The 23,068-nt window shown below is 56.2% G+C and carries 21 protein-coding genes; 12 read left to right on the top strand and 9 right to left on the bottom strand.

The genetic code is table 11. The annotated features are described in order from the left end of the window. The 3 genes from SLH47_RS12150 to SLH47_RS12140 form a co-directional block, all read right to left on the bottom strand. Complete coding sequence (locus SLH47_RS12150) at positions 1 to 579, bottom strand: polysaccharide biosynthesis/export family protein (protein WP_320239783.1); 579 nt, start codon at positions 577 to 579, stop codon at positions 1 to 3. A gap of 125 nt (positions 580 to 704) precedes the next feature. Further along, complete coding sequence (locus SLH47_RS12145; protein WP_320239782.1) at positions 705 to 3,092, bottom strand: tetratricopeptide repeat protein; 2,388 nt, start codon at positions 3,090 to 3,092, stop codon at positions 705 to 707. Between the two features lie 83 nt (positions 3,093 to 3,175). Beyond that, a complete protein-coding gene (locus SLH47_RS12140; protein WP_320239781.1) occupies positions 3,176 to 3,853 on the bottom strand; it encodes a sugar transferase in 678 nt (225 codons plus the stop codon). A gap of 407 nt (positions 3,854 to 4,260) precedes the next feature. Here SLH47_RS12140 and SLH47_RS12135 point away from each other — a divergent pair, with 407 nt between their 5' ends. From SLH47_RS12135 to SLH47_RS12125, 3 genes are all read left to right on the top strand, one after another. Then, entirely contained in the window at positions 4,261 to 5,145 is an 885-nt protein-coding gene (locus SLH47_RS12135) for an ExeA family protein (protein WP_320239780.1), read from the top strand. Positions 5,146 to 5,152: 7 nt separating this feature from the next. After that, a complete protein-coding gene (locus SLH47_RS12130; RefSeq protein WP_320239779.1) occupies positions 5,153 to 6,712 on the top strand; it encodes a lipopolysaccharide biosynthesis protein in 1,560 nt (519 codons plus the stop codon). Positions 6,713 to 6,928: 216 nt separating this feature from the next. After that, complete coding sequence (locus SLH47_RS12125; RefSeq protein WP_320239777.1) at positions 6,929 to 7,603, top strand: CpsD/CapB family tyrosine-protein kinase; 675 nt, start codon at positions 6,929 to 6,931, stop codon at positions 7,601 to 7,603. A 69-nt stretch (positions 7,604 to 7,672) separates the two neighbouring features. On the opposite strand, the gene SLH47_RS12120 is transcribed toward SLH47_RS12125, so the two are convergent. The 4 genes from SLH47_RS12120 to xrtD all read right to left on the bottom strand — a co-directional run bounded on the left by SLH47_RS12120 (position 7,673) and on the right by xrtD (position 12,399). Then, positions 7,673 to 8,314: a VPLPA-CTERM sorting domain-containing protein gene (locus SLH47_RS12120; RefSeq protein WP_320239776.1), complete on the bottom strand. Its 642-nt coding sequence runs from the start codon at positions 8,312 to 8,314 to the stop codon at positions 7,673 to 7,675. A gap of 261 nt (positions 8,315 to 8,575) precedes the next feature. Further along, complete coding sequence (locus SLH47_RS12115; RefSeq protein ID WP_320239775.1) at positions 8,576 to 9,508, bottom strand: sulfotransferase; 933 nt, start codon at positions 9,506 to 9,508, stop codon at positions 8,576 to 8,578. 57 nt (positions 9,509 to 9,565) lie between these two features. Further along, positions 9,566 to 10,798: a glycosyltransferase gene (locus tag SLH47_RS12110; RefSeq protein ID WP_320239774.1), complete on the bottom strand. Its 1,233-nt coding sequence runs from the start codon at positions 10,796 to 10,798 to the stop codon at positions 9,566 to 9,568. Further along, the gene (gene xrtD / locus SLH47_RS12105; protein WP_320239773.1) at positions 10,795 to 12,399 is read right to left on the bottom strand and encodes a VPLPA-CTERM-specific exosortase XrtD; all 1,605 of its coding nucleotides are present in this window, start codon (positions 12,397 to 12,399) and stop codon (positions 10,795 to 10,797) included. The genes SLH47_RS12110 and xrtD overlap by 4 nt, the downstream gene beginning before the upstream one ends. Before the next feature lie 213 nt (positions 12,400 to 12,612). Here xrtD and SLH47_RS12100 point away from each other — a divergent pair, with 213 nt between their 5' ends. Beyond that, positions 12,613 to 13,737: an acyltransferase gene (locus tag SLH47_RS12100; protein ID WP_320239772.1), complete on the top strand. Its 1,125-nt coding sequence runs from the start codon at positions 12,613 to 12,615 to the stop codon at positions 13,735 to 13,737. Here SLH47_RS12100 and SLH47_RS12095 read toward each other — a convergent pair. Continuing rightward, the gene (locus SLH47_RS12095) at positions 13,727 to 15,277 is read right to left on the bottom strand and encodes a hypothetical protein (protein WP_320239771.1); all 1,551 of its coding nucleotides are present in this window, start codon (positions 15,275 to 15,277) and stop codon (positions 13,727 to 13,729) included. The genes SLH47_RS12100 and SLH47_RS12095 overlap by 11 nt on opposite strands. A gap of 293 nt (positions 15,278 to 15,570) precedes the next feature. On the opposite strand from SLH47_RS12095, the gene SLH47_RS12090 reads away from it, so the two are divergent. From SLH47_RS12090 to SLH47_RS12055, 8 genes are all read left to right on the top strand, one after another. Further along, positions 15,571 to 16,551, top strand: coding sequence for a glycosyltransferase (locus SLH47_RS12090; protein WP_320239769.1), 981 nt, complete (start codon positions 15,571 to 15,573; stop codon positions 16,549 to 16,551). Continuing rightward, entirely contained in the window at positions 16,548 to 17,912 is a 1,365-nt protein-coding gene (locus tag SLH47_RS12085) for an oligosaccharide flippase family protein (protein ID WP_320239768.1), read from the top strand. The genes SLH47_RS12090 and SLH47_RS12085 overlap by 4 nt, the downstream gene beginning before the upstream one ends. 121 nt (positions 17,913 to 18,033) lie before the next feature. After that, on the top strand, positions 18,034 to 18,660 hold the full coding sequence (locus tag SLH47_RS12080) for a hypothetical protein (RefSeq protein WP_320239766.1): 627 nt from the start codon (positions 18,034 to 18,036) through the stop codon (positions 18,658 to 18,660). After that, positions 18,657 to 19,289 carry an HAD family phosphatase gene (locus SLH47_RS12075; RefSeq protein WP_320239765.1) on the top strand — a complete coding sequence of 211 codons (633 nt, stop codon included), beginning with the start codon at positions 18,657 to 18,659 and terminating at the stop codon, positions 19,287 to 19,289. Before SLH47_RS12080 ends, SLH47_RS12075 begins: the two co-directional genes overlap by 4 nt. Then, on the top strand, positions 19,286 to 20,032 hold the full coding sequence (locus SLH47_RS12070) for a glycosyltransferase family 2 protein (RefSeq protein WP_320239764.1): 747 nt from the start codon (positions 19,286 to 19,288) through the stop codon (positions 20,030 to 20,032). Before SLH47_RS12075 ends, SLH47_RS12070 begins: the two co-directional genes overlap by 4 nt. Further along, positions 20,029 to 20,349 (top strand): hypothetical protein, encoded by a 321-nt coding sequence (locus tag SLH47_RS12065; RefSeq protein ID WP_320239763.1) that lies wholly within the window; start codon positions 20,029 to 20,031, stop codon positions 20,347 to 20,349. The genes SLH47_RS12070 and SLH47_RS12065 overlap by 4 nt, the downstream gene beginning before the upstream one ends. After that, positions 20,343 to 21,107, top strand: coding sequence for a glycosyltransferase family 2 protein (locus SLH47_RS12060; protein WP_320239762.1), 765 nt, complete (start codon positions 20,343 to 20,345; stop codon positions 21,105 to 21,107). Before SLH47_RS12065 ends, SLH47_RS12060 begins: the two co-directional genes overlap by 7 nt. Continuing rightward, positions 21,104 to 22,186 carry a WavE lipopolysaccharide synthesis family protein gene (locus SLH47_RS12055; protein WP_320239761.1) on the top strand — a complete coding sequence of 361 codons (1,083 nt, stop codon included), beginning with the start codon at positions 21,104 to 21,106 and terminating at the stop codon, positions 22,184 to 22,186. The genes SLH47_RS12060 and SLH47_RS12055 overlap by 4 nt, the downstream gene beginning before the upstream one ends. 3 nt (positions 22,187 to 22,189) lie before the next feature. Here SLH47_RS12055 and SLH47_RS12050 read toward each other — a convergent pair whose 3' ends face one another. Next, positions 22,190 to 23,038: a hypothetical protein gene (locus SLH47_RS12050; RefSeq protein ID WP_320239760.1), complete on the bottom strand. Its 849-nt coding sequence runs from the start codon at positions 23,036 to 23,038 to the stop codon at positions 22,190 to 22,192. Positions 23,039 to 23,068: the final 30 nt, after the last annotated feature.

The following is a 23,068-nucleotide window of genomic DNA, read 5'->3' as shown; positions in this document are numbered from 1 at the left end:
CTACTCAAACAACTTCCGCTGAGGAATGATGATGACGTCACCTTCGTGCATGCGCACGGAGCCATTTCGGCTGCTACCATCCAGGATCTTGTTATAGTCGATGGTGTAAATCTCGGAGCCGCGGCGCAGTTGAATGCGTTTGGTCGCCGCAAAGTTCGTGAAGCCGCCAAATTCCGCGAAGGCCTGCAGCAGGGTTGTTCCCGGCTCAAGCTCGATCCGGCCGACGGTGTTTGCCTCGCCCACCACAAAGATGGTTGTGACGGGGTCTTCGTCCTCGGGTGCAAGCGACAGAATGTCGACGAAGACGTTTGGCGGATTGACAAATCCGGGCGCCAGACGTTCTGCCAGTGCGCGCTGGATCTGCTCAATCGTCAAGCCGTTGACGCGCAGCGCACCTGCGCCAGGCAGTGAGATACGGCCATCAGGCGACACAAGCAAAGTGCGGTTCAGGCTTTGATCTTCGACAACTTCAACACGCAAAGTGTCGCCTGGCTGAACGCGGTATTCCTGCGCAACACCTTGCGTCGCAACAAGCCAAAGGGCGGCAAGAGCGCCCAGAAACGTGGCAAAACGGGTCATAGCACAGCCTCTTTCCATTAGTTTACATGGGATCTGCGCCCCACTTAGGCCCAGACTTACCCGGATTTCGGGTTTCACCAAACGAAAAACGCAACAAAAACTGTATGTTGTTGCGAAGTGGCACCTTATTGACTCAATTCTTGCAGCTTCGCCCGCGCCTCATCGAACTGCGGCAAGGTGCTGGAACCGGCAAGAACGAGCGCGTTGTGGAGTTGCGCAATCGCCTTTTCCTGTTCGCCAAGCGCGGCATAAGTCATGCCAAGATGGTATTGGACCAGCGGGTCATCAGGCAGTCCTTCTGCCGCGGGTTTCAGATAGGTCAGCGCCTCGTCAAACTGGTTTTGGCGGTAGGCGATCCAGCCGTAAGTGTCCTGAAAAGGTGGCAAATCCAGCTCTCGCAACCGCTTGGCAATCGTCGCGGCGCGGGCAATGCTTTCGTCATCGTTTCTATGCGTTGCGATCAGCGAGGCGAGATTGTTGGCAATCGTCACAGCGCTTGAGTTCACAGAGTACATTTCTTCGTATAGGGCGATGGCCCCGTCGATATTGCCTTGCGCCTCAAGTTCGCCCGCGCGGATCCAGCGTAGATTAAGCGAGTTTGGTTGCGCCACCAGCGCCTCATCAATCAAGGCGCTCGCAGTTTCGGCCTGATCCGTCGCGATCAAAAGGTTGTAAAGCCGCAAAACCGGCGCCTCGGCAGTCGGGGTCGCTGCAATCATGTCGCGGAAAAGGACCTCTGCCCGATCAAAGGCGCCAGCCATGGCATGAAGGCTGGCATCCAGCATCAGGAGCGTGCGGTCATCGGGGTAATCAGCAAGTGCCTGGTCCAGATAAGCCCGCGCACTGTCCACATTTCCAGAGCGCAGGTGAATCTGCACCACCTGGGTAATCGCCGTGATGTCGGCGTTCCCCTGATCAATCTCACCCTGCAGAAACGCCAAACTGTCATCGACACGGTTTTGTCCCAGCAAAAGGGCCGCTTGCAGGGATGTTGCTGCCTCTTGCGCGGACTGGGATTCAATGCTGCGCAAGGTGTTGACGATGCTCTGCGCCTCGACCCACGCGCCCTTGCTGAGCAGGATGCGTGCAAGTGCGGCCATAACTGGGACGTTGCCCGGATTTGCGGCGCGGGCGTCGGTCAGGACATTGCGCGCTGCAACACTACGCCCCTCTCGCATAAGAAAATTGGCGTAGCGGAGTGCTGTGTCAGGTGCGGCACCACTGATGTCAAATGCCAGCGACAGGCGTTCACCGGCCAGCGCAAGGCTGCCTTCGCGCTCATGGGCGTCGGCCATGAGTGTCAGGATTTCAGCGTCGCGCGGTTGTTGACCAAGCGCCATGCGCAGATCAAGGATCGCCTGATCCGCGCGATCATCCTCAATGGCCCATGCGGCGCGCAGTTTCAGCGCATCGACGTTTGACTGGTCTTGGTCAAGGATCGTGTCGACCTGATTTCGGGCGCCATCAATGTCTTCCAGTGCAATCAGAAGACGGGCATAGGTGTTGCGGATGCGCCGGGTCTGGTCAGAGGCAGGGGCGGTTTCCAGAATATCGGCAAAGGTCGCAATCGCGTCGTCCTGAGCGCCCTCATCAAAGCGAATGACCGCGGCAAGCGAACGGTAGATATCTGCGTTCGGCGTGCCAGTATTGGCGGTGGCGAGACGATCCAGCTCTTCCTTCGCGGCGCCTGATCCCTTCGCGCCCTGGATCAATTGAACAACAGCGATATGACCTTCCGCGGGGCCGGTGACATCGCCCGCCAGTTCGCGCAGATAGATCTCTGCCCCGTCAAAATCCTCTTGCGACAAAAGCCAGCTGACCAGCGTATTGGTAAGGTCGTCATCCTCGGGGTAGAGCGTGACCATCCGCTCAAGCTGCTGACGAATGCCCGGCGTATCACCGACCTGCATCAGCAGACGGAGCCTTATCGTGTGATACGCGTAGCTTTCAGGGTCGATTTGCAGCGCCCGGTCGATTTCAGGCATTGCGTCAAGCGGTGTTTCGCTGCGCAGCAGATCGTCGATCACGACGCGGCGTGCGACCTCGTTGTTCTGATCAGCAGCCAGCAAGGCATATGCACGCTGGGCAGCGTTCTTTTGCGTTGCCGCATCATTGGCAAATGTCGCGTCGCGATAGGTCAGGGCGGTTTGCAGCGCTTGGGCGGTTGGATCGTCAGGTACCAACCTGAATGCCGCATCACCGTGGCGGCGGACCTCATCCCAATTGTTAATGTCGATTGCGGTGCGGGCCAGGATCAACCTGACATCCGGCGTGTCAGGATATTGTTCGATCAGGCGCAGATATTGCCCATAGGCCGCCCCGATCTCGCCTTGTGCCATGCGGATATCGGCCAGCTGACGCCGCGCATCCTGGTGAAAACCGTCATGTTGAAAGACGTTCAGGAACTCAATTGCCGCGCGATCAAGGTCGCCAGCTTCCAAAAGCGTCAGGCCAGACTGATAGAAGTCATCCGCCTTCTCTTCAGATGTCTTGCACGCGACTGTGCCGCACAAGGCGACACACAAAAACCCCAACCGAAGAAAGCGTCTGGTCGCAGGGGGCACCATATTCATACCGGTTAACACGGGTTACTTGCTTAGTAACCCGTGCCTTTCAAAACAACGCGGACGGTCGCCAACAAGATCTTGATATCATTTACAAATGACAGGTTGGCGACATATTCGGTGTCAAAGCGGGCACGATCAGCGAATGTGCTTTCGTTCCGCTTTGAGACTTGCCACGTGCCCGTTATGCCAGGGCGTTGCGTATAATATGCCCGGCCGGGATACATATCACGCTGTTCCGGCATCATTGGTCGTGGGCCAACAAGGCTCATCTCCCCGACAAGCACGTTCCATAGTTGCGGCAACTCATCAATAGAGCTTTTGCGCAAGGCATGGCCAATGCTTGTGATCCGTGGATCACGCTTCAGCTTTTGCGTCAGTTCCCATTCGGCGGCCGCATCCGGGTTATTTGCCAAATAATCCTTCAACATGGCGTCGGCATTGGCCACCATGCTGCGCAGCTTCCAGATCTGGTAAATCTGTCCCCCGCGCCCGACACGCTCTTGCCGATAAAACGGAGAGTGACCGTCAAGCGCGACCAAAATGGCCAGCATTCCAATCAATGGCAGCACGATTGGTGCGGCCAGGATCACGCATGCAATATCAAATATACGTTTCAACCCAAGTTCATATGGGCGTTCGTGAAGCAGCGACAGCACAAGTGCCCGCGACTTCTCCCTTTTGGGGACTTCTGAATAATTTGTGTTCATCAATCTCAACTCGTTTTCCAAAAACATGTGCCCAAAAATTACGACACAAAGCCAATCGATCAGCACCATCGCACTGTTTACTTCACCAGTTTTCAGCAATCCGACTCGTGGAGCAACTCACGGTCCCTACAACGGAGACTTTAACGGATCGTTAGCCACAAAAATAGCCCATTTTCGGCATAATGCTGAATTTATTGTCTAATTAAGTGTTTGATAATGAGCATTTTTCCCTATTGTTGCAACCCACGAACCAGTGTGTCGTTTTTTTGGCCTGACCTTAAGTCAGTTTTTCCTTACCACGGTGCCCTGACTGGCCTGAAAAGCGCTTATCAGATAGAAATCACGAGATATCGAATCGCGTCTGTGTCCCGTGTCACAGAGCGCTGCCGACTTTGGCTGGGAAACGCATGAATCACGCGATCAATATTTACCTTGATCACTTTGGCCTGCATGAACGCCCGTTCAGTTTGGTACCCGATCCGGACTTCATTTTCTGGTCGCCGGTCCATGAACGGGCCTATGCGATGTTTGAATACGGTATCGTCACGCGCGCGCCGATCACCCTGATCACGGGTGATGTTGGTGCAGGCAAGACCACGCTTTTGCATCATCTTTTGAAATCCATGGGCGAAGAGCTGACAATCGGGTTGATCTCAAACGCGCATGGCACTCGGGATGAACTTCTGCGTTGGGTTCTACAGGCCCTTGATCAACCCGTCCCGGCTGATGCGGATTATGTCCGTCTGTTTGGTCAGTTCGAGGAATATCTGATCGCCCAATATGGCGAAGGGCGCCGGGTGATTCTGATCTTTGACGAGGCGCAGAATCTCAGCCGCGAGTCGCTCGAAGAGTTACGGATGTTCACCAACATCAACTCGAACAAGGACGAGCTGTTGCAACTGGTCCTGGTTGGACAGCCGGAGCTGCGCGACAAGGTGCGCCATCCCGACTTCACCCAGTTTGCGCAGCGCGTCGCCTCAAGTTTTCACTTGCCCGCGTTGGATGCCTCAGCTGTGCGCGACTATATTGAGCACCGATTGGAGGTTGCCGGTGCGCAAGTGCCGATCTTTACGCCCGCCGCATGTGATATGGTTTTTGCCCAGACCCGCGGCGTGCCGCGATTGATCAATCAGCTTTGCGACTTGTCGCTGCTTTACGCCTACACAAGCGATGAACAAAAAGTAACGGCCACAACGGTTGAACAAGTGCTGGGCGACGGGGTATTTTTTGCTGGGGGCGTTGCGACTGACAAACCAGAGCAACCGGTTCTGCAGTCAGGCAGTACGAAGTGATTTGTAGATGATTGATTTCAGATTCTATCTTGCGGTGTTTTGGCGCCGCTTTCCGTACTTCTTTGTTCTGTTGTGCCTCGGCACGGCCGTTGGCCTTGCCGTCGCGTTGACGCAAGAGCGGATTTATGTCGCCGAAGCGCGGCTGGTGGTTGAATCCGAGCAGATCCCCGGTGATCTTGCCGCGTCAACCGTTCGCACAGATGCGACCGAGCAATTGCAGATCATTCGGCAGCGTATTCTGGCGCGGGACAATCTGCTAGAGATGGCCAACCGGTTAGGCGTTTATCGCGGCGTGTCCGCTCCAGAAGATCAGTTGACACCTGATGAACGCGTGATGGACATGCGGAACCGGATCAGGATTCAAACCAGCGGCACCGGGCGCGGCTCATCCGCATCCTTCGTCACCGTCAGCTTTGATGCGCCCGAACCGCAGATGGCGGCGGCTGTCACGAATGAGGTTGTGACGCTTATCCTGCAGGAAAACATCGAGATGCGGACGACGGTTTCCGGTCAGACGCTGGAGTTCTTTTCGCAGGAAACCGAACGACTGGAACAGGAACTGTCGCAGATGAGTGCCCGGATTCTGGAGTTTCAAGAGGCCAATCTGGAGGCCCTGCCCGACAGTCTGGAATTTCGCAGATCACAACAGGCGGCTGAACAGGAACGGCTGCTGGAACTCGAACGTGAGAAAAGCCAGTTGCGCGACAGGCGGGAACGTCTGGTCGAGCTTTTCGAACAGACGGGTGAGGTCGGGCTTGTCGGGACTGTCGCGCGCACGCCTGAAGAGGCTGAATTGCAGGAATTGCAAGACGAACTGACCCGCGCTTCGGCCGTTTTGTCATCGGACAACCCGCGGATCGCTGTGATACGAGCACAGATTTCGGCCCTTGAACAGATTGTGTCAGAACAACAGGCCGCCGGGGCGATCGGGCTGAACGCAGAAGGTACGCAATTGACGCCGTTTGAATTGCAGCTTGCCGATCTTGACGGTCAGATCGCGTTTATTGACGAACAAAAGACGGTGATTACGGCCAATCTCGAACGGCTTGCCGCCTCAATTGCTGCAACGCCCGGGAACGCGATCACCCTTGGTACGCTGGAGCGGAATTTCGATAACCTGCGCGCGCAATACGATCAGGCTGTGCGCAACCGCTCGGCCGCAGAAGTTGGTGACACAATCGAGGCATTGTCGAAAGGGCAACGTATCTCGGTAATTGAACAGGCCAGCGTGCCGACAAGCCCGACACACCCGAACCGGCGTCGGATTGTTGCGATGGGGATCGCCGCTGGTCTGGGCATGGGGCTTGGGTTGATCGCGCTGCTCGAATTGATCAACACGGCGGTCCGGCGTCCGATTGATATCGTGAACGGTTTGCAGATCACCCCGATCATGACGATGCCTTACATTCGGACAAGGGGCGAGATTTGGCGTAAACGGCTGATTATCTCTGCCGTTGTTGTCATGGTTCTGGTGGGTCTGCCAGCGGCGATCTGGTACATTGATGCTTACATTCGTCCGCTGCAGCCGATCCTTGATGAGATCATGAGCCGGGTTGGGCTGGTCTAAGAATGGCGGGATATTATGGATAAAATTCAAGCCGCAATTGCAAAAGCTCGCGCCGCCCGAGAGGGCCACGTTCCTGCGCCAACTGTCGCGGTCGCGCCAAAGACCACGCCGGTTGCCGGTCGGCCAATGTCAAAACGGTCGCAACTTATCCGCCCGGCCACAGATCGCGCGTCAATCTGGTTGCCCCTGCAGAATTTTGCACCGTCTCCCAAAAAGATGGCGCGTCAGCGCATCGTGACATTCAATAATTCCGCGACCAAGCCCGAAGGGGCGGCGGCGTTCGACATGTTGCGCACCAAAATTCTGCAGCAGATGCGTGCGCAAGGATGGAAACGGCTCGCCATCACGTCGCCGGGCAAGGATTGTGGCAAATCAACGGTTGCGCTGAACCTGGCCTTTTCGCTTTCGAAGCAGGCAGAGGTGCACACCATTGTTGGTGAAATGGACATGCGCCGCCCGACTTTGGCCAAGGCCTTGGGCTTGTCTGGGGGCGGTAGTTTTGCCGCCGTCCTTGAAGGCAAAGCCAACTTTGCCGACGTGGCGATGCGGGCGCGGCCAAACCTGGCTTTTGCCGTGAATTACGGGCAGGTGCGCAATCCATCAGAGCTTTTGCAAAGCTCAACGATTGAGCCTGCGCTGGATGAAATCGAAGCGCGTTACCAGCCGGATCTGACGATCTTTGACATGCCGCCCATGCTGCAGACCGATGATACGCTTGCTTTCATGGATGTGGTCGATTGCGTCTTGCTGGTGGCTGCTGCCGAAAGTACTTCATTGGCCGAGATCGATGTTTGCGAACGTGATCTGGCGGCACAGACCAATGTGATCGGCGTGCTTTTGAACAAGTGCCGCTACATGGACAATGAAACCGGTCAAATGGGATACGACTGATTTTCACCAAAAACAAATAAGGGGCCGATCAGCGATCAGCCCCGACGTCTAAAAATGTTTTGTGATGAATTAGGCGATGTTTGATTTCCGCCGCAGCACGAGCGCCCCGGCAAGAGCAGACAGCAACAGCAATCCGCCAGCAGGGATGGGTACCGCAGCGACGTCAATACGAATTGCCATATCGTCAAAGTCACGGTCGCCACGCGCGATGTCGTCGAAGAGCACATAGAACGAGTTCACGTCGATCTGGATGAAGCCCATCGCGAAGTTGGAAGAGCCTGGATAGGCAAGACCGTCATTGAAAAAGACGCCAATCGCGCGGAGCGGAGAGTAAGTGCCAAAGGCGAAATCCAGCAATCCGCTTGTTTCCTGCCGAACCGTGATCTGGTCGCCAGGTGTTGAAGCGGCACCTCCACGGTTAAAGAATGTCCCGCCACCGAAGATGGCAGAGAAGTTGCTGTTGCCCGCCTCGGCGCCCAGGAATGTGTATGTCACATCTGCAGGACCCGCGCTGGCATCCATGAACAAACCGTTGCCATAGGTCTTTTGATCGCCCGTGATGATATCAATCTCAGTGTTGAACGCAGGATTAATGTCGTTGCGCGTCACTTCGTGAGTCTGACCAGTGCCGATGAAGTTCAGTGTTGCCGCCGCTGCGTTCACCGAAGACAGCATCAAAATGGCAACCAAACCCACCAAAAATCGTTTCATATTTATGACCCCACGCGCCTCGGCTTCAGACAAATATTAACATCTGGTTAAAGCCAATGACATCAAATGGCCGCAATCTGAGGCGGTCTGCAAGCATAAAACGAGATTTTTTGCCTGAAAGTACAGTATTTGGCCTTACCTAGGGTCATGTTGTTGCGGGCTTTGATTCGAATGATGCGAATCAGAGGGATTGTTCACTTTGCGGAAACACCTCCTCAATTACGAATCAGGGAATCAGAGACTTCGCGACTCAGTTGATGGTCAGTCGGTACCGGTTAGGGTTGGATAACCCAGTGCGGCGAGGTCGATATCCAAGAGCTTGGAAAGTCGTGTGTTGGACGCGGCGAAGTGATCGCCAATGTATCCTGCTGCCTCCCGCTTGATCTTGTCCTCAAAGGACTGTCCCAGATTGGTGTATCGCGTGGCAAACTGATCGATGTTTCTCATCAGGCGGTTCCGGGCACGGACCCAAAGCGGGTAGTCTTTGTAGTCTTTCGGAAGGTCCGGTGGCATTGGGAACATCTTGTTAAAGAACCGCTCCACTTGCGCCGCACTACCGCTACGCTTGGCATTGACCGTCTCCGTCGCGAGCGAGGATGGGAGGGATGTGCCAAGCAGCGTGTTGAGCTTCGCGAAATAAGTCTCAGGATCGCGGCGCAGTAGTTCGTGTGGCAGCATCAAAATCCTGTCTGCGTCAAAGTACCTGCGCAACAGGTTGTACATCAGATCATATTCAAAGTGTTCTTTGCGAATGACGGGCCGGAAACCGACCTTGCTGTCGTTGTCTTCAAGCATGCTCAGAAGCGACCGGCTTCCACCTTGTCGGACAAACTGAAAATACTGCGAGACGATCATCGATTTCTGCTCACGCACACACACCAGAATGCGGGCATCGGGAAATGCTTCCTTGACCCGTTGGGCAACCGTTTCAGCATGATAGAAGGCATAGACAGGAATGCCGGACAGATCCTCTTGCGAAATCACTGGGATCTGATCTTCGAACTGCCCAAATACGGCGCGGACTTTCGCAGGGTCAAAGTGCTCTGGATGCTCAAGAACGAAGTGCTCAATCGCTTGTGCTGCATGCCGACCCCAGGGTCTGACAAACACGGCTTCGTCAGAGAAGACCCGTCTTTGCAGAAACGTTGACGCCGTCTTTTGGTAACCGATGTGAACGAGTGGTGCTTTGGGCATGTCAGCGACTTTCTTGAGATGCCAGATCTGGTGGTTCTTGTGCGCTTGTTTCGGGTGTCATCGCCGTTGCCCCAGATAGCGTTTGATCAGGTCCGAACGATGCGCAAAGACGCTTTCATCGTCGAAGGGCACGCCGTCCTTACGGGCGTTCTGAATGAGGTTCGCAAGATTACTGCGGTCTTGTGCAAGCTTGAACAGCACATCGCCCAGCGCATCAGTGTCACCAATCGGGACAAGATGACCGCCTTGGTTTTTGCCAATCAGATCAGCGGCGTAAGAGCCTTCATAGCCCACAATCGGGGTGGCCGCGATAAGGCTTTCAATCAGGCAACGTGGAGATTCAGGTGTCTTGTGACAGAAGAGGAAGACATGCGCCGCCTGCATTTGCGCGGCGACCTGAGCCGGATCATTGACGAAACCATGCAAGGTCACACGATCTGACAGCCCATCAGCTTGAAGCTGTTTTCTGAGGTCATCGAGTTGTGGGCCGTCGCCGAGCCAATGTGCTTCGAAATTAACCCCCTTTTGTGCCAGCTTCTGCAAGGCGGACGCCCAATCAAGTGGACCCTTCATCGCATTCGCGCGCCCGGCATAAACGATTTTCAGTGGGTCAGAAGCTGCGCTTTTCAGTTTGGCTTTAAAGGCCGTGTTAGAGATATGCGCATCACGCGAAACGTGGATATCATGCACGATCTGTGGGTTCCGGCAGTATCGCGCATAAGCGTCGAACGTCTGCTGGCCATGGAACAGCCCAACAGTCGCACGCTTGATCACCCATCGTTCAAGCATTGCCATGGGGCGGTGGATGACACGTTTCTTGATCCGGCTTTTGAACGGCCCGCTGCGCGCATCCGAGCGCGTGACTTGCGATTCCACCCGGTCCGTCCATACGCCATAAGGCCGCCCCATTTTGTGGGCTTGCAGACAGGCGACAGCGCCCCAATCGCCGATCAGGCCGCCAATGGCGAATGACAGATATTCAGCCTGAGCTATCTCGGCCCGGATGACATTACGGGTCGGGCGGTAGACCCTTGCAAACTTGGGCAGAACCCAGGCTGTCGGCAACGCCACGACCTTGACCCGCGCCATGTTCGGGCCGACCTCGTCTGCAGGTATCCAGCCTGTGGGTGCGGGGCCGTCGAGATGGGGCATCATGATCGTGACGCGATCAAAGTTTTCCGCCCACAGGCGCAATCCGTTTGCGGCCTGCGCCTCGATCATCCAGTTGTCGGGCGTGCCATAAAGCGGCACCGGCGCGTAAATCAGCAGCCGGCCCTTTTCCACATTCATACATCAAGTCCCGGTACGAAGCGGGGCAGAACCCGTGTTGTCTCGACGAACATGTCCTGCAGGCGGCGTTCGGCATTCGCCTCACTCTCACCCGACAGGATCGGCGTTGTCAGGCGCACCAATGCACCGTCAGAGCGGCCGAGCACCAGACTATCCCACAAAAGATACATCTTGGCAGCGAAATCCCATGCGGTGTGCCGCCCATGCTGTTCGAACCAGTAATAGACCAGCATGCGTGTTTGCCCCTTCTGGATGACCGCGCGGTTGAGGTTGTAGGGCGCGTCAAACCCGACCTGGGGCGCGATGTCGATCCGGTCGAGCTTGGCAATTTCCCAGCCTGCACCGGGCAGACAAATCTCCGGCGAATGGATGCCGCCACCCGTTTGATCGTAATACCAGGCCACGAACAGACCGACATCAGCGGCTTCCGTCGGCTCTGCAAACCAGACGGAGTGATAATCGTCGGCGCCTAGTGTCTGCTGAACTTCGGGTGACAACGCCTGTGGAATGCCAGCCTGCCACGTATCGAGCGATGTGGGGAACAATACGAAAGGTTCACGCGGCACGGTGACGCGTTCAGCCGGGCCACGTGCCTCCCACGCTGCGGCACCTGCACCAAGGATGATTGCAGACAGCACCAGCGCGCGTGAGGGTGCGACAAACCGCAACCGCGCCATCTGGCTGCCCCATCCGCTTGTGTCGAGGTCGAGCGCGTCGATCATCCCCATGCCGGAGCCGCCAAGCCGCAGCATCAGCCATGCCAAGAGGAACAGGAGGACGACGCAGATCATGAAAATGATCCAGCCTTCGAAGAAATGTGTGAACCCTTCGAGGTATTCCAAGCCGACATAGTTCACGAGCCAGCCAGCAAAGGCGATGCGGACGGAGTTCATGACAATCGTGATCGGCACCGCTGCCAGCAGCAGGATCGCCTTGTGCCAGACCGTTCCGCGAAACAGGACAGCAAAGACGTAAGAGAACGACATGATCGGGAAAAGGTAGCGTAGGCCTGAACAGGCCTCGGCCACGTGCAGCTTATACACTCCCAGATCGATGATGTTGCCCTCAAGGAAGACCGGCACATTGATGAGTTGCAGCATCCAAACGCCGAGTTCGGATGACACCATCTGCAGATAGGTCGAGACCTTGTAGTAAAGGACGCCGGGCAGTGGCAGCATGTAGACCAGATGCACAACCGGCGGCCAGAACTGCCGCCCATCGCGCCAGCCCCACAAGATCAGCAGGACCGCCCCGACCCACAGGATGATGGCATAGGCGACAATCTGGTCGATCTGGCTCAGCTTGCCGAGCAGGCCCAGAATGGCGGCAAAGATCAAAAGGGCGATACCCGGGCCCCGGTCGGTGACGGGGCCATGATCGACTGGCACCGTCTTCAACTGACGTAGAAACAGCAGCAGCGACAGGAGGGGAATCAGCGGCCCGTGGCTGTATTCCGGCAATTGCCATGCGGTGAAGAGCGTTTGCAGGCCTTCAAAAAAGAAGGCGAGCGCTGCCAGTGTCGCCAAAAACAGCCAGAAAACCCCTGCATGCAAGTAGCCTGAGGCAAACCAAGAGGCGTGGGGTTCAGGGCGAGCAGTCATCTAAATCACAATGCAAATTGGTTAACATCACGGCGCTGATAATCAATGTAGGCACAAAATATGGCCCAAGGTCTATACGATGATGACGGCGACTGACAGGTCAAACGCGGGAAAAACAGTGTGTGTTGGCGCCATACAACGGCGAGTTTGGCTTTGCCGTCGCATAAAACCGTGACATGGATAGGCGATATCAAAAGGTTCTGGATTTCAATCGTGATCAGTATTGCCATGCCAGCGGCCAATGCGCCGTCATTTTCAGACTATCAGGCCACCCGGCATTTCGGCTCTTTGAATGGCCTGCGGTTTTTGTGCATCGCGGCAGTGCTTTGGCATCACGGACCTGTCTGGACCAGCCTTGAAAACGCACCCCGGATCGCGACACGTGGCTTTGTCGGTGTTGATTTCTTCTTTGTTCTCAGTGGTTTTCTGATCACCACGTTGTTGATGCGCGAGGCGTCGGAACGCGGACGGTTCTCGCTGCGCGGCTTTTACTGGCGGCGTTTTTTGCGCATCATTCCCGTCTACTTTCTGGTCGTGACAGCGGTGGCAGCGTACTACATCGGTGTGAAGGGCGAGATCCAGTATCTGAGCCAGCTTCCCTTTTACTATCTGTTTCTGGCCAATTTCTTGACGTCTGACATCCCGCTTTTGTCACCCATGTGGTCACTTGCTGTGGAAGAGCAGTATTATCTGGTGTGGCCACTCTTGCTAATGATCTTGCCGCCCCGCTGGTTGATCCCGGTCCTTGGATTTTTGGTTTTGTTGAATGTGGTCGCGGTGATCGGGTGGCTGACGCCGTTGGGGATCACAGCATTTGAAGCTGGGCCTTTGCGCTTTGCGATGTTCAACACGACATTCGCGCCCATCCTCCTTGGCTCTGTCGTGGCGATACTTCTGCACCGGCCAGCAAGCTTTGCCGTTCTCGCGCGCTTTTTGTCATCTGCGCCTGCTTGTCTGCTATCGTTCGCTGCCATCCTGGGGCTTCTGCAATGGTTGCCCGCGGATTTGCGGGGTTGGCCCAATCTGGCGCTGCATATCGCGATGGCAATTGCCTTGGTCACGATTGTGATCCGCGAGGACAATCCCCTGCGCCCCGCCCTTGTCTTGCGGCCCATCGCGAGGGTCGGGGAAATCAGCTATGGCATCTATCTTTACCACCTGATCGGGCTGCATATTGCAAATGTGGGTCTGGGTGCAGCTGGCCTTGCGACACAAACCTGGGCAGTGCTGCTGGTCTATACCGGCATTTCCATCGTGATCGCCGATATCAGTTTCCGTACGTTCGAGCGGTTCTTCCTGAATATGAAGACCAAGGGTTGGGGCCGCGTCAGGCCGTAGGTCGACGTCTGGCCTGACGCGGGGATGCGACGGCCAGGTTGGTTCTGCGGCGTACACCAGGTCGTGGGTTCTCTGTGTGTTGAGTCTCGCTCTGATCACGCCGTTCGAACCGGCCCAGCAACGCACCTGCAACCATCCATGTCACTGGTGTCAAACCGGAATTCGGCATCAGATCGACGAGATTGGTCGCTAAAATCAAACACAAGCCTTGACTGGCAATCGCGTATCGAAGCTGTCCTTTGGCAAAGAAATACGCAAACGCGGGCAGCGTCAGAAGTCCGAATAGCGCGATGTAACCGACCCAACCCGACACACCGAACACAATCACCCAGATGCCATCGGCAACGGTGATATCTGCACCGGTGACGGGGTCATAAACGCGGCTACGCCCCCAGCCGCCCCACCCCAGAATTGGCTTTTGCGCGGCCCGTTCCAGCATGGCTTCCTCATTGTTGAGGCGAAATCGAAAGGAACCGGCGCGGTCTTCGCTGATGATCGAGGCAAGGTTGTAGACGCGTTCGACTGGCACCACACCGGCAGATCGCGCCATGGGATAAAGCAGGACGAGCAGCGCTGTGACAGCGGCAAGGAAGCGCCATTGGCTGGGCTTGGTCATCATCAGAAATGGCACAAAGATCATCGCGATCATGAACGCGCCAACCACCTTCGAGATCAACAGGATTGCCAGAAAGTAGATGCCGACAAAAAGCGGCAGCCCCTTGTCTTTTGGTGCTTCAGTTGCTGACTGTCCGGCTCGCCCAAGAGGTGGACGGTTGGAAGCGCGAATTTTGTAAAGCGTAAAGGCCGCGATCACGACCATCAGCATGAACACCCCGACCCGCAAACCGTGTTGGATGAACACCATGGGGCGAAAGCCCCCAAATCGGATCTGCTGGACAAAATCATGTGCGTGAAACCCATAGAACCAGCGGTGCAATTGCGGGCTGAGACGAACCTCAATGAGGATCAGCAAGGAGTAGACAAATCCGACCTTCACGAAGGTCCAGAGCATGGCCACATGCGCCTCATGCGTGCCCAGATGCCGCCGGGCGAGCAAGAAGGGCAAGAGCATCACGCCCGCGCTCAGCATCATCGAAAATGCATCATAAAGACGAATACCGGGAAGCACGCGTGGGCCGAACACAACCCAATCCGTGTTTGTCAGCATGACCCCGATCGGTGCGATAAACAGGGTCGCGATGCAGAGATTTGCGATCACGCTGGGCTGATGCCGTACTGCAACGGCAGCGGTGGCAACCGGGGCCTGACCGCGGCGCGTGTTCGCACCCCTGACGTCCATATTACGGCGCATCGGTGGTTTTGGGGTCAGCAGCAGCATGATGGCTGCCGTCAGGCTCGGGATGAGGTCTTTGTCCAACTCTGGCAAAAGCGGCAAATCAATGCCCGTCCGCTCTGGCAGAAACAGATATCCGCCCATGATCGACCAGATCAGCGCATTCGACACCGGCATCCGCCGAAACAGGACAATCACGACCAGCGGATAGGTAAAGAGGACGAAAGTGGCAAAAAGATTTGGCATATACGATCAGGTGCAAGGCGACCACGATGTCTGTTCGTGGACGGTTAGACCGCTTCTTACCATACTTGTGTGAAAAGCAAGGGGAAGCGAACGTTATCGTGATGCATTACTGCGACGTCTATTCATGCTCTGGCTGTCTGTAGGCTGTACAATGGTGTCAAACCACGCTTAGTGGACAGCAGATTTTGTTCTTGGTTGATGATATTGTTGAAACTGGATTTGAGCCAATCTGATTGCGTGGTGTTCCCGCGCTGCCTGTTGTTGACCGGCGAAAAACGTCCGAGGGCGCGTGCATGACACAGTCTTCGCCAACCATCCACGCCGTGGCTATTGGACGGAATGAGGGGCAGCGTCTGATCGCTTGTTTGGAGTCTTTGCAGGGTCAGACAGAGCGTATCGTTTACGTGGATAGCGGTTCAAACGATGGATCGGTGGCAGCGGCAAAAGATCGCGGTGTTGATGTCGTCGCGCTCAATATGGACAGCCCATTTACCGCGGCGCGCGCGCGCAATGCTGGTATTGCCGCTCTGGCGGAGGGCTCGCCACCAGATTTTGTACAATTCATCGATGGTGATTGCGTGCTTGACCCCGCTTGGCTGGATGCCGCATCGGCGTTTCTGCAAGAAAACCCGGATGTGGCCGTCGTCTGCGGGCGACGGCGCGAGCGGTTTCCTGAGAAGACCGTCTATAACCGCATGTGTGACGCTGAATGGGACACGCCGATTGGTGAGGCGAGCGCCTGTGGTGGTGATGCCCTGATGCGCTGGGATGCGTTGCAGGCCGTGGATGGCTACAACCCAGGCCTCATCGCAGGGGAAGAGCCAGAGATGTGTTTGCGGATGCGCAGGCTGGGCTGGAAGATCTGGCGGCTCGATGCAGAGATGACGCTGCATGACGCGGATATGAGCCGCTTTGGCCAGTTCTGGAAACGTGCCAGCCGGGCTGGGCATGCGGCGGCAGAGGGGCAGGCAATGCATGGGCGTGGTCCTGAAAAGCACGGTGTTGCCGCAACACGCCGCGCATTGCTTTGGGGTATCGCGATTCCGCTCGTCGTGATCTGCCTGATCGTGCTTGTTGGACCATTAGCGCTCTGGCTCTTGCTTGTCTATCCGCTGCAAGTGGTGCGTCTGGCATTGCGGGACGGCAACAGCCGCTTCGCCTGGGAGCAGGCCATTCTGCTGACCTTGGGCAAATTTGCGGAAAGTCAGGGAATTCTCACCTATTACTGGCGCCGATGGCGCGGCCATCAGGCACAATTGATCGAGTACAAATGACAAACGCATCATCCACCCAAGGCAGCGAAGGGCCATCACTGTCCCGCCGCGTGGCGAAGGCGGGCAGTTGGGGCATCATTCAGGTAATGGGCGGCAACATCCTGCGGCTGTGCAGCAACCTGATCATGACGCGCCTGCTTGTCCCTGAGGCTTTCGGTCTGATGGCCTTGATTGGCGTGCTGCTGGCAGGCTTCAACCTGTTTACCGATATCGGCATCAATCGGTCGGTGATGCGTGAAAAGGATGGCGATCAGCCACATTTTCTGCACGTTGCATGGGTTGTGAAGATCGGCCGGGGGGCCATGATTTCGGTCGCTGTTCTGATGCTGGCCGTTCTGGTCTGGTTTCTGGCCCCGATCTATGCACCGGAGGGTACGGTCTATGCGGACCCGAACCTTCCGTATCTGATGATCATGGCGGCATTTGTGCCGCTCATTCAGGGCTTTGAGGCAACCACAAAGGAACTCTGCCAGCGGCGCCTGCTCATGCAGTATCCGGCGATTTTTGATAACCTCAATCACGCACTGACGATTGTGTTCATGGTGATCTTTGCGTCGATCAGCCCGACAGTCTGGGCGCTGATGACCGGGATGCTGGTCGGTGCGGTTCTGAAGGTTGTATTTACCTCTGCATTCTATCCTGGGCCATCCATGGCCTTTGTCTGGGACAGAGAGGTTGCCGACCGTCTGTGGCACTACGGCAAGTGGCTGCTGGGATCGTCCGTTTTCACCTTCTTTGCGGTCAACGCGGAAAAGCTGATCCTTGGCGTGTTTCTCGACGCCGCCACGTTCGGCATCTTTGTAATTGCGATGTTCTGGATCGAGGCCGGTGTTATGCTGGTCGTGCGGCTGGGTGATGGTGTGGGTTTCCCCGTGATCAGTGAGGTTCTGCGCACCCGACCTCACGACGCGCCGCGCCTTTATCGCAAACTGCAGACCGGGATCGACGTTATTTGCCTCTGCGCGTTTCTGGTGTTGTTCTTTGGCGGCCAGCTTTTGATTGATACGCTCTATACCGAGACCTATCAGGTCGCCGGGCTGTATCTGACAGTTCTTTCGTTGCGCTTTCTGGCAGTCAGGTTCGATACGGTGAATGGTCTGATCATGAACCACGGCAATAGCCGCGCCATGATGGTGATCTCTGGTGCGCGCGCCACATGGATCTGCATCGCGCTACCGCTTGTGTTTCAGTACATAGGTTTCAACGCAGCGCTCGTTATCATCGCTCTCATCCCGCTGGTGACTGTACCTTATTCGCTGTGGCTGGTGCGGCCTTATCTGGGCATGAAGCAGATCAGTTTTGACATCCTGTGGCTGGTGCTGACCCTTATCATCGCCGGTGTTGTCTATACGTCACTCTAGGCATCGCTGACGAAACAATCATCCGGCCTGCAGCGCTTTGTGGCATGGATAAAGGCTTGATACAGAAGGTTAACGCGACTAGACCACTGGTGTATTTGTTATTGATATTTTTGGATCATCCATGATCATCATTTCACACCGCGGATATTGGAAAACGGCGGATGAAAAGAACACGGTCACGGCTTTCGACCGGTCGTTTTCGCTAGGCTACGGGACAGAGACGGATTTGCGCGACCTTGATGGCCGCCTTGTGGTGGCGCATGATCCACCCCTGGCTGGCGCGATGATGGCCGATGACATGTTCGCGCGGGTCGCTTCGTATGACCGTGATCTTCCCATGGCGCTGAACATCAAAGCGGACGGTTTGCAACCGATGGTCACGGCTCAGGTGGCGCATCACGGGCTTACGGGATGTTTTGTTTTCGACATGGCGGTGCCCGATGCCATAGGCTGGCTGAAAACGGATATCGCGGTGTTCACACGCCATTCTGACGTAGAAGAAGTGCCCGCGTTTTATGATGAGGCTGCTGGCGTCTGGCTTGATGCTTTTCGCAATGAATGGTGGGATATGGATGTGATTGGTGCGCATCTTGCGGCGGGCAAGAAGGTGGCTGTCGTGTCATCGGAGCTGCATGGGCGCGATCACCATGCGCTTTGGTCGATGATGAAATCCTCTGACCTATGCCAAAGTGATGACGTTATTCTTTGTACAGATATCCCCGAAACAGCGAGTGAGTTTTTCGGATGACGAAAATTGAAGCCGTTATTTTTGACATGGATGGCGTGCTGATCGATGCCAAGGACTGGCATTATCACGCGCTGAACCGGGCGCTGGAGCTCTTTGGTTACACGATCTCGCGTGCGGACCATCTATCGACCTTTGATGGTCTGCCGACCCGCAAAAAGCTGGAGATGCTGAGCGCCGAACGCGGCTTGCCGCGCGGCTTGCACGGGTTTCTGAATGATCTCAAACAGCAATACACGACCGATCAGGTACATACCGATTGCCACCCGGTCTTTGTGCACGAATACGCGCTTTCCAGCCTCAAGGCGCGTGGCTATAAGCTGGGGCTCGCGTCAAATTCGGTGCGCAACTCCATCGAGTTGATGATGGAGAAAAGTGCGCTCAAATCCTATTTCGACGTGATGCTGTCAAACGAGGATGTCAAAAAGCCCAAGCCCGACCCGGACATGTATCTGACAGCCACTCGGATGGTCGGTGTGCCGCCGGAAAAGACACTGGTGGTTGAGGACAACGTGAACGGTATCAAGGCAGCAGAGGGCGCGGGTTGTCACCTTTTGGTGGTTCAGAGCATTTACGACGTGCAGCTGGACCGCATCCTGGATGCGATCGCACGGGTGGAGGGCCAATCATGAATATCGTTATCCCAATGGCTGGCAAGGATGAGCGGTTCCAGCAATACGGCTTTCCCTTCCCCAAACCAGTGGTCGAGATCGATGGCCGCCCGCTGATCGAACACGCCTTTGATTGCCTGCGCATGACGCCGCAAGCCAATTTCACCTTTGTCATCCGCAAGGAAGACGACATGCGGTTCTATCTGCGCGATGTTCTGCGTCTGCTTGATCCGGAATGCGACATCATCCCGATTGACGGTGAAACGGCGGGTGCGGCCTGCACAGTGATGCTGGCTGTCGAGCAGATCGACAATGATGACGAACTGGTCATCGCCAACGGGGACCAGCTTCTCCATTTTGATCTGAATGCGGTGATTGAGGATTTCCGCGCGCGTGATCTTGATGCCGGTACGGTCGTTTTCGATAGTGTGCACCCCCGATGGTCATTTGTGAAAACGGATGACGATGGGATCGTGATTGAGGCCGCTGAAAAGCGCCCGATTAGTCGCAACGCGACGGCGGGTGTCTATTACTTCCGCAAGGGGTCGGACTTCGTGGCCGCCGCGAAGGCGATGATCATGAAAAAGGCCAGCGTGAATGGCGGCTACTTCGTTTGCCCAACCTTTAACGAATTGATCCTGAACCAGAAAAAGATCGGCATTCATCAGATCGAACGCGAGGATTATACATCGCTCGCAACGCCGCAGGCGGTTGAGGAATACGATCAAAAGCTGCTGGCCGAGAAACGCGGGGCTGCATCATGAAGACCTTTCGCCTTGATGACATGACCAGAGGCTGGTTCGTCGGTGATTTTGAGCCAGCCGTGCTAAAGACCGAAGCGGCCGAAGTGGGCGTCAAATCCTACGAGGCCGGCACGAAAGAGGCGAAGCATTATCACAAGGTGGCCCCTGAGGTGACGCTGATCATCAGTGGCGAGGCGCGGATGAATGACGTGCCGTACAGTCCGGGAGACATCATCCTGATCGAACCGGGCGAGGCGACTGACTTTGAGGCGGTAACGGACGTGACCACGGTCGTTGTGAAACTACCGAGTGTGGCGGGGGACAAGTATCTATGCTGAATATCGTGGTGCCCATGGCGGGGCGCGGCAGTCGCTTTGCCAAGGAAGGCTATACCCTGCCCAAGCCGCTGATCCCGGTTGAGGGCTATCCGATGATCCAGGTGGTCATCGAAAATCTACGGCCCGCGACCCCGCACCAGTTCCATTTCCTGATCCTGCGCGAGCATGATGAGACCTATGATCTGGCGGCAAAACTGAAGGGCTGGGCGCCCGGTTGCTCCATCATTTATGTGGACGAAGTGACCGAGGGCGCGGCCTGCACTGTGCTGTTAGCGCGCGAAGCGATTGACAACGACGACCCGCTGATGATCGCCAATTGTGACCAGTATATCGATGCGTCGATTGACGCATATCTGGCTGATATGGAGGGCGCGGACGGGCTGATCATGACCATGTGGGCCGATGACGACAAATGGTCGTTTATCCGCCGGGATGAGGCCGGTCGGGTCGTTGAAGTGGTCGAAAAGGTGGTTGTGTCGGATGAAGCAACGGTCGGCATCTACAACTTTGCGCGTGGTGCGGATTTCGTGCGCGGCGCCGATGCGATGATTGCGGCGGATGCGCGGGTGAATGGCGAATTCTACGTGGCCCCGGTCTACAGCACGCTGGCCGATGAAGGAGCTGACATCCGCTGTCATTCCATTGGGAAGGTGGGCGCGGGGATGCATGGGATCGGTGTGCCCGCCGACCTCAAGGCGTTTGAGGGCAGTGCTGTTGCCCAAAAAGCCGTCGCCAACTTGCCAAGCCTTGTTTCATGACCAAAGAGACTGCGAAGAAGGATTTGGTCACGCGGATTGGCAATAAGGTTGCGCAGCGGCTCCTTGATGGCTCTGTCCGGTGGCTGAACAAGCGCTCTGACACCTATTCAACCTATCGCCAGCGCCCGAAATTCGCGGCGCAACTGGGCACGCAGCGGGATCGCCCGCTGAATGTGGAAAAGATGGCGATCGTCATGCAGGGGCCGCTGCCTGTCCCAGACAACTTCGCCTATGAGACCATGGCGATCTATCGCCGCCACATGCCTGGTGTGCAGCTGATCCTGTCGACCTGGGCTGACACTCCGGAAGAGCATCTTGCCCCGATGCGCGATCTGGGCGTCGAAGTTGTGCCGTGTGAGAAGCCGGACGTCGCCGGGCTTTTCAACATCAACATGCAGCTTGTCAGCGCTGGCGCGGGCATCAAGAAGGCCGTAGAAGACGGTGCCACCTGGGTGATGAAAACCCGGGTCGATCAGCGCCTTTACAACCCCAATATCATGGCAGAGCTGGCTTCCATGGCGAAGAGCTTCCCTGTCATGGGTGGGTTCGATCAAAAGCACCGGATCTTCGGGATCGGCTACGGTTCGCTGAAATACGCACCCTATCACGTGACCGATCAGACCGTTTTCGGACATGCCGATGACATGCTGAAATACTGGACACCCCCTTTGCGCGAAAACGAACCACCCGCGCATTTTCCAAAGACGGCCAAGGAAATCTACACCCAAATCCCAATTGGCGAGGAATGCAGGCTGGCTGCGCCCGAAAGTTATATCGCCTCACAATTCCTTGCCCGGATCGGGCGTGAACTCGATTGGAGCGTACAGGATACCTGGGCCGCCTATCGCGACAGTTTCTGCTTTGTGGATTACCAGACAACCGACTTTTTCTGGCAAAAGACACAAACCTGGAGCCGCCTTGAGCTGATGCATGCCTATGACAAGGTCTGGACGCGGCACGAGGTGACCTTTGCCCATTGGATGTTGCTTTATTCAGGGACACTCGCGCCGGAAGCCGCGGCCCGGTACGAAGGCGCCCTTGATCAGCTGTTCATGAGCGCCATCGATATCGCGGATTGATGATCAGCTTGGCGTCGTCTGCTCTGACAGAATGCGCCACACCAAATCCTGCATGTACACCGCCTGTTCGGGTGTCACACTGCCGATATTCTGCAATCCACGCGGATCGCGGTCGTAGATGACAGCATAATGGGCCAGTGCGATAAAGTAGCCGCCCACCTCGTTCAGGTGGATCGTATCTTGAAACAGGTCGGAGATATCTGTGAACCCCGGTGCCCGTCCGGCAGCGATGTCATCATAGATCGCAGCCATCAACAGCGGGCCAGGGATCATTTTCATCGGCGGCGCGCCAGCCGGGCGGTTAGCATTCACGTAATCCTGAATCTCTTCCCAGCCCGCCATCTCACGCGGCAGCCGTTCACGGAAAGGGATATGTCCATCGGGGTCTTTGTAAGGGTTTCTGAAGTCAGGGCCGCTATTTGTGTTGACCCAGGTGGCGTAAAGCACCGTTTCTGCGCCCTCGCCCCCATTGCCATTTTCCCAGGCATGCGTGAACCAGTTCAATGCTTCACCGGTTGAGTTGTGCCAGCGCATCGTCCCGGATAGTGAGACACGCTCGGTCAACACAAGCATCTCGTAGCGGTCGATGTTGTAGCGCGCGTCGGTCTGAATGGAATCGTTCGAATGCTCCCAACGGAAATCCATACCGCTGCCCGGTATGGTGGATTTGTCGATAACCGCACCTCGTGCCCCCTCAGACGCCACGATCTGGCGGAGAGGTCCCAAGATCACATCAGTCAGGCTGTGGCCGGACTGGACCACGCGCAGGGTCAGCGGCCGCTCTTGCGCGGTCACCGATGTGGCCATATTCAGTGACGCAGCCAGCGCCGTAATCGCAAACAACTTTGTCAAATTGCTCAATCGCATCTTTATCCAACTCCC

This window comes from Cognatiyoonia sp. IB215182 (assembly GCF_033963905.1).
GTDB lineage: Bacteria > Pseudomonadota > Alphaproteobacteria > Rhodobacterales > Rhodobacteraceae > Yoonia.
This window is presented reverse-complemented; position numbering and strand designations above follow the sequence as displayed.